The organism is Stenotrophomonas sp. 220_Sma, from assembly GCF_056487375.1.
In genome coordinates, this window is record NZ_CM151348.1 from 3,391,094 (window position 1) to 3,405,375 (window position 14,282).

Consider the following 14,282-nt stretch of genomic DNA (forward strand, 5'->3'; position numbering starts at 1 on the left):
CTGCAACTCCATTACACGCTGGCCCAGCCGTCTGGCGCCATAGGGTTCACCAAGGGCACGTTGTCGCCCGGGGTCGAACGGGAAACCGCGCCCATGGAGTTAGAAAGCCACTTGAACAGCTCCCTGAACTGGAGCCCCTTGAGGTTGAGCGGGGCACGTGTGGAGATCTGGCCGAGGACGTCCATATCCGCGCCTTTCACGCCCACTGCGAAGAACTGGAAGTTCTTCGTTGCTTCCCCCTCTCTAACCAACGCGGCTGCACGCTGCCAGGAATCGGTAGGCGCTCCATCGGTGATCAGAAACACCCACGGCCGGTAGTAGGACACGCCGTTGGCCTTGTAGACCTCTTTGCGCTGCCGAACCATCTCCAGGCCTTGCTCGATCGCGGCCCCCATCGGGGTATCCCCGGTGCACGATAGGACCGGCGGATAAAAGCTGTCGGCCGTAACAAAGTCAGTCACGGTCTGGACGGGCCCGAACGTGACAATGGCCACCTCTACCCGTTTGGCCGCCAGGGAATCCGAGTTCAGCTCTTCCTGGAACTGCAGGAGACCGGCGTTGAGCTCCTCAATCGGTTTGCCTCCCATCGATCCAGATGTATCCAACAGAAGCAAACAGGCGCAGCGGTTTTCCGGATTCTCGGCAAAATCGCTGGCCCCGAAAGGCACTTGATCAAAATCAGTCATGACGCTGGATCTCCCTGTCCACTGGCTAGAAACGCCATCATAGCTCCGCCTTCCAACCCAATCTATGATGGACCATGGCCACGCACTCCTCCTCCGCTTCACTGCCAACTTGGGCACCGCAAGGATTCGCGGATTGGGCCCCTTTGGCCGTTTCTGGCACCGTGATCCTGATATTGGCGACCGCTTTGCTCGTGCGCACTGCAGCCGATGCAAAGTCCATGCCAAATAGGACCGTTGAAAAGGAAGCCGCAGAAAACGCGCCAACGCTGCCAGTGTTGAACGTGGGAACGCCCGCCCTCTCTGCAGCGCGGGTGGGCACGCTGCGGTTGGTGCCGACCGTCCAACTGCCGTCGGCAAAGCAGCGGCCGCAAGCGGACGCGCAGTGCCCTCGCCCCGCCTTGGCTGCCCTGTCGCCTCAAGCCAACGCAGCGCACGCGGCCGGCTGGCACGTCAGTGCCGACGAGACGGTCAACGGCATTCAGTTCGTCATGGTGGACGCGGGCTCGGAGAAGGGGCCCGCCGGCTGCGCGGCCATTGGAGCCAGTGCATTGGTCTTCAATGCCCACGGCCTGATTGCCATCGCCTACGACCGCAACGCCAAGCCATCATCGAGGCTCGCCTCACTTAGTGCCGGTCAGCCGGGTTCTGTGAGGCTCGAATCGCTCAGAGGACCTCTGGCCGAACTGATTGTCAGCGATCGGGAGATCGGCCTTAAGCCGCTGGCCACAGCCAAGCCGCGTCGGTCATCGAAGTGAGCGTTGGCCTAGATCGGCCAGGTGGCTGGCTGAGACGATGGGAATATTGCCCAGCGACATAGGTGCCTGGGCCTCAATCATCCACCAAGCGCAGCGGCAGTTCTGCCACCGGTCTGTGACGATGGCCAGAGCCCGCGCAGGGAAGCGCACGGGTGAGCGCGCAACCCCGGCGAAGTCATCTTTGGGAAAAGACGGGAGATTGTTGACGAGAAAAGGGGTTCCGGATTGCTCCGACACCCTTGTCTCGCAATGGGGTTCGACGCGCGTTAGTGCATCTCGGCCAAACGCGCCTCATACACCTGCTGAACTCAGCTCACGTCAGAGCATACGTCCCGGACGCTCCTGCGCCAGTTCCCCTGACGCCGGGTCCGCTCTACGTTTCGGTAGGTGCTGCGACCGTTGATGCTGCTAGCCACGGCCAACTCATCTTCGGTTTCCGCGCGGAACAGGCTCACGTCCAGTTGCTTTCCATCTTGGGCGTGCCACTTGCTTCCCACCTCCCAGTTCTTGCTCTTGGCGGGAGCGAGGTCCAGCGCGAGACCGGCCTGGCCGTCACGCCGATATCCCATTTCGTTGAACGTGGGCGTTTCGCCCCCCCCTGCCCATCGCGGCGTGCAAATGCCAGGCCGGGGTCACCTCAAAGCTGACGCTCGCAACCTGCGAGGTCGCGGAGTAGCGCCTACGCGCCACGCACGTGACCCCACTCAGGTACGGGTGATCGACACCCCACCCTCCACGCGCATCGCGCTGCCGGTAACGAAACTGCTTTCATCGCTGGCCAGGAACAACGCCGCATTGGCGATCTCCTCCGGCTCGGCGAGGCGCTTGAGCGCATGCAGCGAGCGCACGAAGTCGCGGGCATCGCCGGTCGGTGCCGCTTGCCGGCCCATCTCGGTATCGGTACCACCGGGCAGCAGCACGTTGCTGCGCACGCCACGCGCCCCGTATTCGGCGGCGATCACCTGGCTCAGGCCGATCAGCCCGGCCTTGCTCGACGCATAGGCCGCCATGCCCGGGAATCCCACGGTATGGCCGACGAAGGTGCCGACGAACACCAGCGAGCCACCGCCGCGTGCCAGCAATGCCGGCAACTGCACGCGTGCGGCATGGAAGGCGGCATCCAGATTGGTGGCCATCACTTCGCGCCAGGCGTCCACCGGGAACTCCGCTGTCTGCACGCCCGGGCCGAGCATGCCGGCGTTGTTGAGCGCGATGTCCAGGCCACCGAAGGACTGCTGGGCCAGATCGACCAGCGCCTGCGCCGTGCCCGGGTCGGCCACGTCGGCGGCATGCACCACGGCTTCGCCACCGGCGGCGCGAATCTGCTCGGCCAGCGCCTGCAGCGGCTCCAGCCGCCGCGCGTTAAGCACCAGTTTTGCGCCTTCGGCGGCGAAGCGCAGGGCGCTGGCGCGGCCAATGCCGGCGCTGGCACCGGTGATGAGAGCGATCTTGTTGTTCAGGCGCATGGTCGTGGTACCGGTTGTGAAGTGGCCGCCACGATGCCAAGCCTTCGGCCCACCAACACTCCGTTTCCGGGCCTCACAGATGGGTGCAGGAAACGGAGTTTCCGCAGCACCGGCACGTGCCAGAATCCGGCCATGGACAGTACCGCCACAACCGCCCTCGATGCCCGCGTCGAACGCGTCTGCCGCCACCTTCAGACCAGCCTCGACGAACCCTCGCTACAGGAACTGGCCGCGATCGCCGGCTGCAGCCCGACGCGCCTGCATCGCCTGTTCAAGCAGGCGACCGGGCTGACCCCAAAGCAGTACGCCGCCGCGCTGCGCGCCGACCGCCTGCGCACCGGCCTGGAACACAAGGAGCGCATCACCGATGCCTTCCACGATGCTGGCTTCGGTTCCAGCGGGCGCTTCTACGAGAACGCACCGAAGTTGCTGGGCATGACGCCCAAGCAATGGCGCGCAGGGGGCCGCGGCGAAGTCATCCACTTCGCCATCGCCGAAAGTTCACTGGGCAGCGTGCTGGTGGCCAGCAGTGCCACCGGCGTGGTCGCGATCCTGCTCGGCGATGATCCGGAGACGCTGTTGCAGTCACTTCAGCAGCGCTTCCGCCAGGCCGAACTGGTCGGCGCCGACAGCGGCTATGAACAACTGGTAGCGCAGGTGGTGGGCCTGGTCGAGGATCCCACGCGGGGCACCACGCTGCCGCTGGACATCCGCGGCACCGCGTTCCAGCAGCGGGTGTGGCAGGCGCTGCAGCAGATCCCGCGCGGGCACACTGCCTCGTATGCCGATATCGCCGCGCGCATCGGCGCGCCCCGATCGAGCCGCGCGGTGGCACGTGCCTGCGCAAGCAATCCTCTGGCAGTGGCCGTGCCCTGCCACCGCGTGGTGCGCCGCGATGGCGACCTGTCCGGCTATGCGTGGGGCGTGGCACGCAAGCGCGAACTGCTGCGCCGGGAAAAGGCCTCGACTGCCTGACGTGGGTGCCGACCTTGGTCGGCACACCACGCGGTAGCGCCGGGCCATGCCCGGCGAATCCCGGCGAACGCTCAATCCAGCTTCACCACCAGCTTGCCGAAGTTGCGCCCCTGCAACAGCCCGAAGAACGCCTCCGGCGCCTTCTCCAGCCCTTCCACCACATCCTCGCGGTACTGGACGCGGCCTTCGCGCAGCCATCGCGGCATCTCGCGTTCGAAGTCCGGCCACAGGTGGTTGAAGTCGTGCACGATGAAACCACGCACGGTCAGGCGCTGGCGCAGGATCTGGCTGAACAGTGCGGGCAACCGGTCCGGGCCGGGCTGCTCGACGCCCCGCTCGTTGTAGGTGGCGATGGTGCCGCACACCGGAATGCGGGCGAAGGCGTTGAGCAGCGGCAGCACTGCATCCAGCACGTGCCCGCCTACGTTCTCGAAATACACGTCGATACCCCTGGGCACCGCCGCACGCAGCTGCGCGGCGAAATCAGCGGCGCGATGATCCAGCGCCACGTCCACGCCCAGCGTCTGCAGATAGGCACGCTTGGCTTCGCCGCCGGCGATGGCGACCACGCGCGCGCCCTGCAGCTTGGCCAGCTGGGCGACGGTCGCGCCCACCGGCCCGGTCGCGGCAGCCACGACCAGCGTCTCGCCCGGCTTCAAACGGGCGATTTCATGCAGGCTGGAATAGGCGGTGAAGCCGGGCATGCCATACACGCCCAGCGCGGTACTCAGCGGCAGTCCGGCCGGGTCCAGGCGGCGCCCCAGTGCCCTGGCCGGCAGCACCGCGTGGGTCTGCCAGCCACCCGGCGCCAGCACCAGCTCACCTGCGGCTACGCCCTCGGCGTTGGACTGCAGCACCTCGGCCACGGTCTGCCCTTCCATCACCGCGCCCACCGCCACCGGCGCGGCGTACGACGGGCCCTCGTCCATGCGTCCACGCATGTACGGGTCCAGCGACAGGTAGCGGTTGCGCAGCAGCACTTCGCCCGGCCCGGGCGCCGGCAGCGTGGCCTGCTCCAGACGGAAATTGCCGGCGGTCGGTGCGCCCTGCGGACGCGACGCAAGCACGATGCGGGAGGTGGTCGAGGGATCGGACATGGCCAGGTCTCTGCTGTTGCCAGCATCAGGAAAGGAGTGCCGACACTACGCCGCAGCCATCCCCGATGGCGGCCACGAAAACAGCGTTCCATCGCCCGGACCGGCGCGGGTCCGGCGCAGCCCTTGCCCTTGCAGCTTTGGCGATCGCGGCGATCTGCTGATTTCCACCGCAGACGATGATCGACTGGCCACGCCCCGCCCCAGGACGGAGGATCAAGCACTTGCGAGCCCGCAGACGGCAATGTGAAGAAATCTTGGCAAAACGCTTGCCGAAGGCAGCCGACCTCCGTAATATACGCGTCCTTGGCAGCGACCTCGCTGCAACGAAACACGTGGCCGAGTAGCTCAGTTGGTAGAGCAGGGGATTGAAAATCCCCGTGTCGGCGGTTCGATTCCGTCTTCGGCCACCACTTTCGAAGGCCTGCAGAAATGCGGGTCTTTTTTTTCCGGAAACCGGGTTTGATCACGGTTGCCACACAATTTGGCCGAGTAGCTCAGTTGGTAGAGCAGGGGATTGAAAATCCCCGTGTCGGCGGTTCGATTCCGTCTTCGGCCACCATCTTCAGAGACCTGCAGAAATGCAGGTCTTTTTTTGTTCGCGCTCCGCGCAAGCGGCGGCCACACCACCCGGTTGACGAAACATTTACACCGGCATGTGCGGTGGCACCTACGCTCCAGACTCCTGCCTGGAGCCTGCCGATGCCTCTGCGCCCCACCCTGCTTGCCTGCATGCTGCTGGCCGCCTCCCCGGTGATCGCCGCCGAACCGGTGCGCGCAGTCGACACGCTGGACATCGACCGCTACGCAGGCCAGTGGCACGAGATCGCGCATCTTCCGGTGTCGTTCCAGAAGCAGTGCGTCGGCGAGATCACCGCCAACTACGGGCTGCGCCGCGATGGCCGCATCAGTGTCACCAATGCCTGCCGCAACGGCGACGGAGAACGCGTGGTTGCTGAAGGCGTTGCACGCCCGGTTGCCGGCCATCCCGGCCAGTTGCAGGTGCGCTTCGTGCCGGACTGGCTGAGCTGGGTGCCGCTGGTCTGGGCCGACTACTGGGTCCTGGCACTGGACCCGGACTATCAGTGGGCGTTGGTCGGTGAGCCGGACCGTAAGTACCTGTGGATCCTCTCGCGCCTGCCGGAAATGGATCGCGCCCGGTTCGAACAGTTGAAAGAGAAAGCCGAGACGATGGGCTACGACCTCGGCCCACTGCGCCTGATGGCTCCGATTCGCGATACGCCCGCCGACTGAACCGCGTCGTATCCGGCGCACCACGCGCGCGCCATCCGGCGCCGCGCACGCCCGGCCGCCATCTTCACGCGCTACCCTCTGCGACGGGTCGCCACAGGCGATCCAAACGACCATACGCCGTAGTATGCTTATCCAACGCACCCCTCCAGAGGACCTGCGCCCATGCTCCACCGCTTCCGTATCGCCTTGATCGTCCTGTGCACCCTCGCCCTTGTTGCCTGCAACAACGGCATCGTCAAGCGTGTTTCGGAACCGGCAGCCAGCCTGCAGCAGCTGACCGTGCGCGCCGACGGCAACTGGACCGTGGCCCTGCGCCTGCAGAACTACAGCTCCATGCCCATGACCTTCGATGACGTCGCGCTGGCGCTGACCGTCGGCGACAGCGACGCCGGCACCCTGCAGGCCAAGCCGGGCATTTCCATCGGCGGCACCTCGGCCGACGTCATCCAGGTCAACCTGGTGCCCAGCTCGGCCGCACGCCTGGTGGTGGCCGATGCGCTGGCCAGCAACCGCACCCTGGCCTATGGCCTGAAGGGAACGGTGGCAGCCACTCCGCAGGAAAAGAAGCAGCGCAGCTTCGACATCAGCAGCCGCAGCACCCTGAACCAGGCCCCGGGCCTGCCGGGCGTGCTGCGCTGACTCCCGCTTTCCGCCGCGGCGCCCGGCGCCGCTCCCCCTGTCCCTGATCAAATCGAGACGTACCGATGAGCAGCTACACCGCCCCGCTTTCCGACCTCCGTTTCGCCCTGCACGATGTGCTCAAGGTCGAACCCCTGTTCGCCCGCCTGGGCTTCACCGACGCCACCGCCGACGTGGTCGATGCCGTGCTGGAAGAAGCCGGCCGCTTCAGCGCCACCGTGCTGGCCCCGCTCAACAGCGTCGGCGACGAGATCGGCTGCGTACTCGACCAGGCCTCCGGTGAAGTGACCACCCCGCCCGGCTTCAAGCAGGCCTACGACCAGTTCGTCGATGGCGGCTGGACCGGCCTGACCGCGTCGCCGGAGCTGGGCGGCCAGGGCCTGCCGCACACCCTGGGCGTGCCGCTCAACGAGATGATCAACGCCGCCAACCTGGCGTGGGGCAACTTCCCGCTGCTCTCGCACGGCGCCATCGAAGCGCTGAAGCAGCACGGCGAGGCCTGGCAGCACGAGGCCTTCCTGAAGCCGCTGATCGAGGGCCGTTGGACCGGCACCATGTGCCTGACCGAGCCGCACTGCGGCACCGACCTGGGCCTGCTCAAGACCAAGGCCGAGCCGAATGCCGATGGCAGCTACTCGATCACCGGCACCAAGATCTTCATCACTGCCGGCGAGCACGACCTGACCGGCAACATCGTGCACCTGGTGCTGGCCAAGCTGCCCGACGCCCCTCCGGGTGCCAAGGGCATCTCGCTGTTCGTCACCCCGAAGTTCAAGGTCGACCGCGAAGGCAACGTCGGCGAGCGCAACGCACTGCGCTGCGGCTCGATCGAGCACAAGATGGGCATCAAGGGGTCGGTCACCTGCGTGATGAACTTCGATGGTGCGCAGGGCTACCTGGTCGGCCAGCCGCACAAGGGCCTGCAGGCCATGTTCACCATGATGAACACCGCGCGCCTGGGCGTCGGCCTGCAGGGCATCGGCCTGTCCGAGCGCGCTTACCAGAACGCACTGAAGTACAGCCGTGAGCGCCTGCAGTCGCGCGCCCTGAGCGGCGCCAAGTTCCCGGACAAGCCGGCCGACCCGATCCTGGTCCATCCGGATGTGCGCCGTATGCTGCTGACGGTGAAGTCACTGGTCGAGGGCAGCCGCCTGCTGGCCCTGCACGCCGCCACCCTGATCGACGTCGCCCACCACGCCGAGGATGCCGCCGAGCGCGAGCGCGCCGACACCCTGGTGAGCTTCCTGACCCCGATCTCCAAGGCCTGCCAGACCGAATGGGGCATCGAGAACACCTACAACGCCCTGCAGTGCTTCGGCGGCCACGGCTACATCCGCGAACACGGCATGGAGCAGCTGGCCCGCGATGCGCGCATCACCACGCTGTATGAAGGCACCACCGGCATCCAGGCGCTGGACCTGATCGGCCGCAAGACCGCGTCCAGCCAGGGTGCCGGCCTGAAGCTGATGCTGGCCGAGATCGAGGCGTTCGCCAAGGCCAACGAGGGCAACGAAGCGCTGGCCGAATTCATCGGCCCGCTGCGCGCCAAGGCCGCCGAATGGGGCAAGCTGACCCTGGACGTACTGCAGCGCGCGGCCGCCAACCCCGACGAACTGGGCGCAGCCAGCTACGACTACCTGTTCTATTCGGGTTACGTGGTGCTGGCCTACTGGTGGGCCCGCAGCGTCGCCGCCGCCGATGCCAGCGCGCACGGCGCCGCCTTCGCCCAGGGCAAGCGCGAGACCGCACGGTTCTACTTCGCCCGCGTGCTGCCGCGCACGCTCAGCCACGCCGCCGCGATCCAGGCCGGCGCCGCCCCGCTGATGGCGATGGACGACGAGCGCTTCGGCGCCTGAGCCGGGCTGCGCCCGGCACCCGCGGTAGTGCCGGCCGCTGGCCGGCCACCGCAACAGCAACATCAACGGCAAGAGCTGGCTTCCTGCGGGGTGGCGAGGTGGGTCCAATTGCGGGGGACGCTGCAAGTACGTCCATGTAAGCTCGGTCGCCGCATCCATGCGGCTCACGCCCCCGCAACCGGACCCACCCCGCCCTCGACAGATTTCTGCTGCTGGTAGGTGTCGACCTTGGTCGACACCGTAGATCCACGCCATGCGTGGATGGAAACCACCGAAATCCATCTGGAGAAAAGCCCCCCTTTGTTAAGGGGGGGCGCACCGACAGGTGCGGGGGATAGGAGGAATGCGTGGACCTGAATGTTGACGATTTGTGTATCGCCGACAGGCGATACACAAATCGTCAACATTCAGGTATAAGCTGTTCTCCCGATGGAGACAGACACTACACGCTTGGGTCTGATCGAAGCCGGAGCTCCGTTTTCTGCTCCGGGCGCCGAAGCATCGCCCAACGCCACGACGCTGCATCGCCCCGGTTCGGTCCGGCTGCTCTCGCTTGATGCCCACGGACGCGTACTGGACTGGATCACCTGGCAGGATGCGGCGTGCCTCTACGCCCGCGAAGCCGTCGCCTGGACACTCGGCGATCCCTGCCTGCACATCCACGGCGGTACCAACCGCTTCAGCGGACTGCAGAGCGGCATGGACCTGCACCCGATCATCGCCGCCCGCGGCCACGCCCGCTCCCGCGCGATCGACCCCACGCCGAATCTGACCAACCCGGCCCTGTTCGCCCGCGACGCACACCTGTGCATGTACTGCGGCCAGCAGTTCAACCGCCCCACGCTCACCCGCGACCACGTCATGCCGCTGTCCAAGGGTGGCCTGGACTGCTGGGAAAACGTGGTCACCGCCTGCTTCCACTGCAACTCGCGCAAGAGCGACCGCACCCCGCAGCAGGCCGGAATGCCGTTGCTGGCGGTGCCTTACCGGCCCAGCTGGATCGAGCACCTGATCCTGTCCAACCGCAACATCCTGGCCGACCAGATGGCCTTCCTGAAGGCGCAATTGCCCAAGCGGTCAAAACTGAGCACCTGAATCGCCGAAAATGCAACCCTCACCGTCCTGTCACGGACGGCGGCGTTTGCTTGCCCCACCCCCGTTTGAGGGCGAAAATGGGCGTTCAGAACAAGTGCGAACATGATGATCGACTCTGCCCGCTATCCCCGCCTCGCGCGCATCCAGACACCGGATGACCTGCGCACGTTCGACGAATCCGAATTGAGGGCGGTCGCCGACGAACTGCGCGCCTACCTCATCGAGTCGGTGGGCAAGAGCGGCGGCCACTTCGCCGCCGGCCTGGGCGTAATCGAACTCACCGTGGCCCTGCACTACCTGTACCAGACTCCGCAGGACCAGCTGGTCTGGGACGTCGGTCACCAGACCTACCCGCACAAGATCCTGACCGGTCGCCGCGACGAGATCCACACCGTCAAGCAGAAGGACGGCGTCGCGCCGTTCCCGAAGCGCGAAGAGAGCGAGTACGACACCTTCGGCGTCGGCCACTCCTCGACCTCGATCTCGGCCGCACTCGGCATGGCCATCGCCCGCCAGTCCGAAGGCGACAACCGCCAGGTCGTTGCAGTGATCGGTGATGGCGCAATGACCGCCGGCATGGCGTTCGAAGCGCTGATGCACGCCGGTGGCATGGAGCCCGAGCCGAACCTGCTGGTGATCCTCAACGACAACAACATGTCGATCTCCGAGGCGGTCGGCGGTCTGACCAAGATGCTCGGCCGCGCCACCGGCAGCCGCACGCTCAATGCGCTGCGCGAAGGCGGCAAGAAGATCCTCGGCGACAAGAAGAACAATCCGGCGCGCTTCGTGAAGCGCTGGGAAGAACACTGGAAGGGCATGTTCGTGCCGTCCACGATGTTCGAGGAAATGGGCTTCCACTACACCGGCCCGATCGACGGCCACGACATGCCCGCCCTGCTGTCCACGCTGAAGACGCTGCGCGCCTCCAAGGGCCCGAAGCTGCTGCACGTGATGACCACCAAGGGCAAGGGCTACGAGCCGGCCGAAGGCGACCAGATCGGTTACCACGCCGTCGGCCCGTTCGATCCGGACAAGGGCCTGGTGGCCAAGGCCGGTGCCAAGAAGCCGACCTACACCGATGTGTTCAGCGACTGGCTGTGCGATGCCGCCGCTGCCGAGCCACGCCTGTACGGCATCACCCCGGCGATGCGCGAAGGCTCCGGCCTGGTGCGTTTCAGCAAGGAATACCCGCAACGCTATTTCGACGTGGCAATTGCCGAGCAGCACGCGGTCACCCTCGCCGCCGGCATGGCCACCCAGGGTGGCAAGCCGGTGGTGGCGATCTACTCGACCTTCCTGCAGCGTGCGTACGACCAGCTGGTGCATGACGTGGCCATCCAGGACCTGGACGTGCTGTTCGCGATCGACCGCGCCGGCGTGGTCGGTCCGGACGGCGCCACCCATGCCGGCAACCTCGACCTGAGCTTCCTGCGCTGCGTGCCGAACCTGGTGGTGATGGCTCCGTCCAATGAAGCCGAGTGCCGGCAGATGCTCAGCACTGGCCTGCAGCATCCGGGCCCGGCTGCCGTGCGCTATCCGCGCGGCACCGGCACCGGCGTTGCCGCCGGTACCGACCTGTCGACCCTGCCGATCGGCAAGGGCGAGCTGCGCCTGCAGGGCAGCCGCGTCGCGCTGCTCGCCTTCGGCAGCACCGTGGCCGCCGCTGAGCAGGTCGGCCGCGAACTGGGCCTGAGCGTGGTCAACATGCGCTTCATCAAGCCGCTGGACCGCGAGCTGGTGCTGGCCGTGGCCGCGCAGCACGAGGGCCTGGTCACGATCGAAGACAACGTGGTGGCCGGCGGCGCCGGCTCCGGCGTCGGCGAACTGCTCAACGCCGAAGGCATCCTGCGCCCGATCCTGCACCTGGGCCTGCCCGACAGTTACCAGCACCACGCCAGCCGTGAGGACCTGCTGGCCGAAGCCGGTATCGATGCGGCGGGCATCCGCGCGGCGGTACTCAAGCGCTGGCCGCAGCTGGCTGCCGGGACCCCGCCGCTCAGCGCGGCAGGCTGAGGCCGGTCACCACCAGTAGATCCACGCATGGCGTGGATCTACTGCGGAACAGGGGTGCGGAACAGGGGTCGATCCACGCCATGCGTGGAGACAGATGCAAAGTAGATCCACGCCGTGCGTGGCTAGCGGGCTCCGGAACGATGATCTGGCCGGAAACCCCAACCCTCAGCCGTAGCTGACCGCTTCCACGAACGCACCGCTGGCCTCCACCCGCACCGCAGCGCGCTGCCCGGTGTCGACGAAGTGGAGGCGTGCAAGGGTTTCAGCGAAATCGTAGGCCCGGGCACCATCGCGGAACTCGATCGGTTCCGGCCGGTCCGGGTGCAGCACGCGCCATTGGCGTTGCTCGCATTGCAGGCGGATCAACATGCAGCTCACTCCTTGAGGCAGCGTATCGACGGTGGCGGGACGGGCGTGCCGGTTACGGCAGACTTCATCGCGACGGATCAGGGGCACGCAGGGGCGCCCTGATCACAGAAGATACGACGTTCAAAATGTGAGCTGTATCAGATTATTCTGATTTTCGATGGGCGAGCTCAATTCACCTGGAACTGCGCCCGGCAGCCGTCGCTGACCCAGATGCCACGACGGTTCCAGCCCCAGGTCTGGCCCTCGATGCAGGCGCTGCGTGAATCCTGACGCACCAGGCGCACACCACGACGGATGCGGGCATCACAGTACTCCTGGCGGTGGCCGTTGGAATGGCAGGTGATCACCTCACCCCCGCCCCAGCCATTGCCACCGTTGCCCCAGCCGTTGCCATGGCCACCACCCCAGCCACCGCCACGGCGGTACTCGCCAACGAACTCGGCACGGCAGCCCTGGGTGACCCACACACCGTAGCGCGATTGCCCCCAGGTCTCGCCTTCCACGCACGGCGAACCGGACAACTGGCGGATCATCCGGGCACGGCCTTCCAGACGGCATTCATTGCTGCGGTTCTTGATCGATTCGCAGCGGACGATGCCGCCGCCATCACGACCGCCATAGCGATCGTCGTCATAACCGTAGCCATAGCTCTGCGCCTGCGCGCCGCCTGCGGCCGCCAGCATCGGCAGCAGCGTGCAGGCCAGGGTGCGCCAGGTGAGTGCCTTGCCCATCGGAATCTCCGGATGAATACGATGGCGCAAGCATCCGGGATTCGTGGCGCGGCGCACAGGGGGGCGCACCACGGCGGTTTTTTCCCCATTCAAACAACTCAACCGTGGCTGACTGCGCCTCGGCCGGTGGCGTCACTCCCCGATATGGAGCGCATCCACGGTGCTGCCGAGCGCCTCGACCCGGACCGTGCTGCGCTGGCCGGTGCGACGATGGTGCTCGAGGGCCAGCGCAGCGGCCGCGTCGAAGGCATCGGCACCGCGGGCGTAACGGGTGGCGTCACCCGCCTTCGGATGCAACACGGACCAGTGCCGGGCAGTGCATTGGACAGTAAAGACCATGAGAAGCTCCTGCGGAAGGAAAGAGGCGGTGACAGGCGGCAGGGCCACGTGCCAGTACACCCTCAGGCTATCGATCGCGTCGGAGATGGCCCATCAGATTTGTACGAAAATGCCTCAGGATTCGGTCGGGCGCTTCCCAACCCTCACATCCCTGAGGCTGTTTAGTGAAGGCGTTCCGTGACCCTTGTCACGGAGTTGACGGAGCTTCACACTACCGTCACCAACAGGGGCCCCTTCCACATGCGCACCTTCTTCTCGCAGCAGCGCTGGACGCTGCTGAAGTTCTATTTCGTGGCCAGCTATCTGGTGCTGATTGAAGAGCTGATCCGCGCCGCCATGCACTGAGCGCTTGCTGGACGGCTATTTGCGACAGACACTGTCGCTTTAGGCACGGAGCCCGCCCGATGAAAGCGCTTCTTCTGATTCCAGCCCTGCTGGTGCTGACCGCGTGCGCCAACCAGCACGACGCCGCCGCACGTGCCGATGCGGCGCCCACCTCGTCTGCGGTACCGAAGGTGGGCGGCGATCGCGATGCCCACGGATGCATTGGTTCGGCCGGCTACCAGTGGTGCGAGCACAGCCAGCGTTGCGAACGCCCGTGGGAACTGGCACAGGCACAGGGCCTGGCCAATACCGCCGAGGCCATCGATGCCTACTGCGCGAAGCCGGCCAGCCCGGCACGCAAGTGAGGCGCGCACCCCATGGCTGAGCTGAGCCCGCTACCCACCCTGGCCCCGGGTCGCTACCGCCACTTCAAGGGCGGCGAGTACGACGTGCTCGATATCGTCCGCAGCAGCGAGACGCTGGAGCCACTGGTGCTGTATCGCGCGCTCTATGGCGAAGGCGGCCTGTGGGTGCGCCCGTATGCCATGTTCGTCGAACAGGTACCGGGCGAACACGGACCGCAGCCGCGTTTCGCCCGCATCGACGCATGACGGTTCCGCTGCCGGCCCTGGCCGGCAGCGCGGTGACACCACGGGCCTGCGTTACAATCGTACCGTCCAGTCGGT

15 protein-coding genes, 2 tRNA genes and 1 pseudogene are annotated in these 14,282 nt (G+C 66.2%); 11 read left to right on the plus strand and 7 right to left on the minus strand.

Annotated elements, in window-relative coordinates:
* Positions 1–11 precede the first annotated feature (11 nt).
* Positions 12–686 (minus strand): vWA domain-containing protein, encoded by a 675-nt coding sequence (locus ACZLIB_RS15940; protein WP_423173797.1) that lies wholly within the window; start codon positions 684–686, stop codon positions 12–14.
* Positions 687–760: 74 nt separating this feature from the next.
* On the opposite strand from ACZLIB_RS15940, the gene ACZLIB_RS15945 reads away from it, so the two are divergent.
* Positions 761–1,441, plus strand: coding sequence for a hypothetical protein (locus tag ACZLIB_RS15945; RefSeq protein ID WP_478468110.1), 681 nt, complete (start codon positions 761–763; stop codon positions 1,439–1,441).
* A gap of 335 nt (positions 1,442–1,776) precedes the next feature.
* On the opposite strand, the pseudogene ACZLIB_RS15950 reads toward ACZLIB_RS15945, so the two are convergent.
* Together ACZLIB_RS15950 and ACZLIB_RS15955 are read right to left on the minus strand one after the other, a co-directional pair.
* Positions 1,777–2,125 (minus strand): annotated as a pseudogene (locus ACZLIB_RS15950) (TonB-dependent receptor domain-containing protein); the annotation flags it as partial.
* A gap of 20 nt (positions 2,126–2,145) precedes the next feature.
* Positions 2,146–2,907, minus strand: coding sequence for an SDR family oxidoreductase (locus ACZLIB_RS15955; protein WP_478468111.1), 762 nt, complete (start codon positions 2,905–2,907; stop codon positions 2,146–2,148).
* 132 nt (positions 2,908–3,039) lie between these two features.
* On the opposite strand from ACZLIB_RS15955, the gene ACZLIB_RS15960 reads away from it, so the two are divergent.
* A complete protein-coding gene (locus tag ACZLIB_RS15960; protein WP_478468113.1) occupies positions 3,040–3,882 on the plus strand; it encodes a bifunctional transcriptional activator/DNA repair enzyme AdaA in 843 nt (280 codons plus the stop codon).
* Positions 3,883–3,953: 71 nt separating this feature from the next.
* On the opposite strand, the gene ACZLIB_RS15965 is transcribed toward ACZLIB_RS15960, so the two are convergent.
* Positions 3,954–4,979 carry an NADP-dependent oxidoreductase gene (locus tag ACZLIB_RS15965; protein ID WP_478468114.1) on the minus strand — a complete coding sequence of 342 codons (1,026 nt, stop codon included), beginning with the start codon at positions 4,977–4,979 and terminating at the stop codon, positions 3,954–3,956.
* A 334-nt stretch (positions 4,980–5,313) separates the two neighbouring features.
* Here ACZLIB_RS15965 and ACZLIB_RS15970 point away from each other — a divergent pair.
* The 7 genes from ACZLIB_RS15970 (at position 5,314) to dxs (ending at position 11,833) form a co-directional block, all read left to right on the plus strand.
* A tRNA-Phe gene (locus ACZLIB_RS15970) sits at positions 5,314–5,389 on the plus strand.
* Positions 5,390–5,462: 73 nt separating this feature from the next.
* A tRNA-Phe gene (locus ACZLIB_RS15975) sits at positions 5,463–5,538 on the plus strand.
* 140 nt (positions 5,539–5,678) lie between these two features.
* The gene (locus ACZLIB_RS15980) at positions 5,679–6,230 is read left to right on the plus strand and encodes a lipocalin family protein (protein ID WP_478468116.1); all 552 of its coding nucleotides are present in this window, start codon (positions 5,679–5,681) and stop codon (positions 6,228–6,230) included.
* A 162-nt stretch (positions 6,231–6,392) separates the two neighbouring features.
* Positions 6,393–6,869, plus strand: coding sequence for an LEA/WHy family protein (locus ACZLIB_RS15985; RefSeq protein WP_032130304.1), 477 nt, complete (start codon positions 6,393–6,395; stop codon positions 6,867–6,869).
* A 65-nt stretch (positions 6,870–6,934) separates the two neighbouring features.
* Entirely contained in the window at positions 6,935–8,725 is a 1,791-nt protein-coding gene (locus tag ACZLIB_RS15990) for an acyl-CoA dehydrogenase C-terminal domain-containing protein (RefSeq protein ID WP_180844528.1), read from the plus strand.
* A 429-nt stretch (positions 8,726–9,154) separates the two neighbouring features.
* A complete protein-coding gene (locus ACZLIB_RS15995) occupies positions 9,155–9,820 on the plus strand; it encodes an HNH endonuclease (protein ID WP_019336875.1) in 666 nt (221 codons plus the stop codon).
* Positions 9,821–9,925: 105 nt separating this feature from the next.
* The gene (gene dxs, locus ACZLIB_RS16000; RefSeq protein WP_478469940.1) at positions 9,926–11,833 is read left to right on the plus strand and encodes a 1-deoxy-D-xylulose-5-phosphate synthase; all 1,908 of its coding nucleotides are present in this window, start codon (positions 9,926–9,928) and stop codon (positions 11,831–11,833) included.
* 165 nt (positions 11,834–11,998) lie between these two features.
* Here dxs and ACZLIB_RS16005 read toward each other — a convergent pair whose 3' ends face one another.
* From ACZLIB_RS16005 to ACZLIB_RS16015, 3 genes are all read right to left on the minus strand, one after another.
* Positions 11,999–12,202, minus strand: coding sequence for a hypothetical protein (locus ACZLIB_RS16005; RefSeq protein ID WP_005417823.1), 204 nt, complete (start codon positions 12,200–12,202; stop codon positions 11,999–12,001).
* Between the two features lie 167 nt (positions 12,203–12,369).
* Positions 12,370–12,933, minus strand: a complete 564-nt coding sequence (locus ACZLIB_RS16010; protein WP_049401711.1) for a DUF3011 domain-containing protein — start codon at positions 12,931–12,933, stop codon at positions 12,370–12,372.
* A gap of 132 nt (positions 12,934–13,065) precedes the next feature.
* Positions 13,066–13,272: a hypothetical protein gene (locus tag ACZLIB_RS16015; protein WP_049423877.1), complete on the minus strand. Its 207-nt coding sequence runs from the start codon at positions 13,270–13,272 to the stop codon at positions 13,066–13,068.
* 404 nt (positions 13,273–13,676) lie between these two features.
* On the opposite strand from ACZLIB_RS16015, the gene ACZLIB_RS16020 reads away from it, so the two are divergent.
* A complete protein-coding gene (locus tag ACZLIB_RS16020; RefSeq protein ID WP_049423876.1) occupies positions 13,677–13,961 on the plus strand; it encodes a hypothetical protein in 285 nt (94 codons plus the stop codon).
* 12 nt (positions 13,962–13,973) lie between these two features.
* Positions 13,974–14,207 (plus strand): DUF1653 domain-containing protein, encoded by a 234-nt coding sequence (locus tag ACZLIB_RS16025; protein ID WP_032128669.1) that lies wholly within the window; start codon positions 13,974–13,976, stop codon positions 14,205–14,207.
* Positions 14,208–14,282 lie beyond the last annotated feature (75 nt).

Excerpts from the sequence above, each read along its gene's own strand:
- ACZLIB_RS15940 (WP_423173797.1), bottom strand. The coding sequence starts at position 686 with ATGACTGATTTTGATCAAGTGCCTTTCGGGGCCAGCGATTTTGCCGAG.
- ACZLIB_RS15945 (WP_478468110.1), top strand. The coding sequence starts at position 761 with ATGGCCACGCACTCCTCCTCCGCTTCACTGCCAACTTGGGCACCGCAA.
- ACZLIB_RS15955 (WP_478468111.1), bottom strand. The coding sequence starts at position 2,907 with ATGCGCCTGAACAACAAGATCGCTCTCATCACCGGTGCCAGCGCCGGC.
- ACZLIB_RS15960 (WP_478468113.1), top strand. The coding sequence starts at position 3,040 with ATGGACAGTACCGCCACAACCGCCCTCGATGCCCGCGTCGAACGCGTC.
- ACZLIB_RS15965 (WP_478468114.1), bottom strand. The coding sequence starts at position 4,979 with ATGTCCGATCCCTCGACCACCTCCCGCATCGTGCTTGCGTCGCGTCCG.
- ACZLIB_RS15980 (WP_478468116.1), top strand. The coding sequence starts at position 5,679 with ATGCCTCTGCGCCCCACCCTGCTTGCCTGCATGCTGCTGGCCGCCTCC.
- ACZLIB_RS15985 (WP_032130304.1), top strand. The coding sequence starts at position 6,393 with ATGCTCCACCGCTTCCGTATCGCCTTGATCGTCCTGTGCACCCTCGCC.
- ACZLIB_RS15990 (WP_180844528.1), top strand. The coding sequence starts at position 6,935 with ATGAGCAGCTACACCGCCCCGCTTTCCGACCTCCGTTTCGCCCTGCAC.
- ACZLIB_RS15995 (WP_019336875.1), top strand. The coding sequence starts at position 9,155 with ATGGAGACAGACACTACACGCTTGGGTCTGATCGAAGCCGGAGCTCCG.
- dxs (WP_478469940.1), top strand. The coding sequence starts at position 9,926 with ATGATCGACTCTGCCCGCTATCCCCGCCTCGCGCGCATCCAGACACCG.
- ACZLIB_RS16005 (WP_005417823.1), bottom strand. The coding sequence starts at position 12,202 with ATGTTGATCCGCCTGCAATGCGAGCAACGCCAATGGCGCGTGCTGCAC.
- ACZLIB_RS16010 (WP_049401711.1), bottom strand. The coding sequence starts at position 12,933 with ATGGGCAAGGCACTCACCTGGCGCACCCTGGCCTGCACGCTGCTGCCG.
- ACZLIB_RS16015 (WP_049423877.1), bottom strand. The coding sequence starts at position 13,272 with ATGGTCTTTACTGTCCAATGCACTGCCCGGCACTGGTCCGTGTTGCAT.
- ACZLIB_RS16020 (WP_049423876.1), top strand. The coding sequence starts at position 13,677 with ATGAAAGCGCTTCTTCTGATTCCAGCCCTGCTGGTGCTGACCGCGTGC.
- ACZLIB_RS16025 (WP_032128669.1), top strand. The coding sequence starts at position 13,974 with ATGGCTGAGCTGAGCCCGCTACCCACCCTGGCCCCGGGTCGCTACCGC.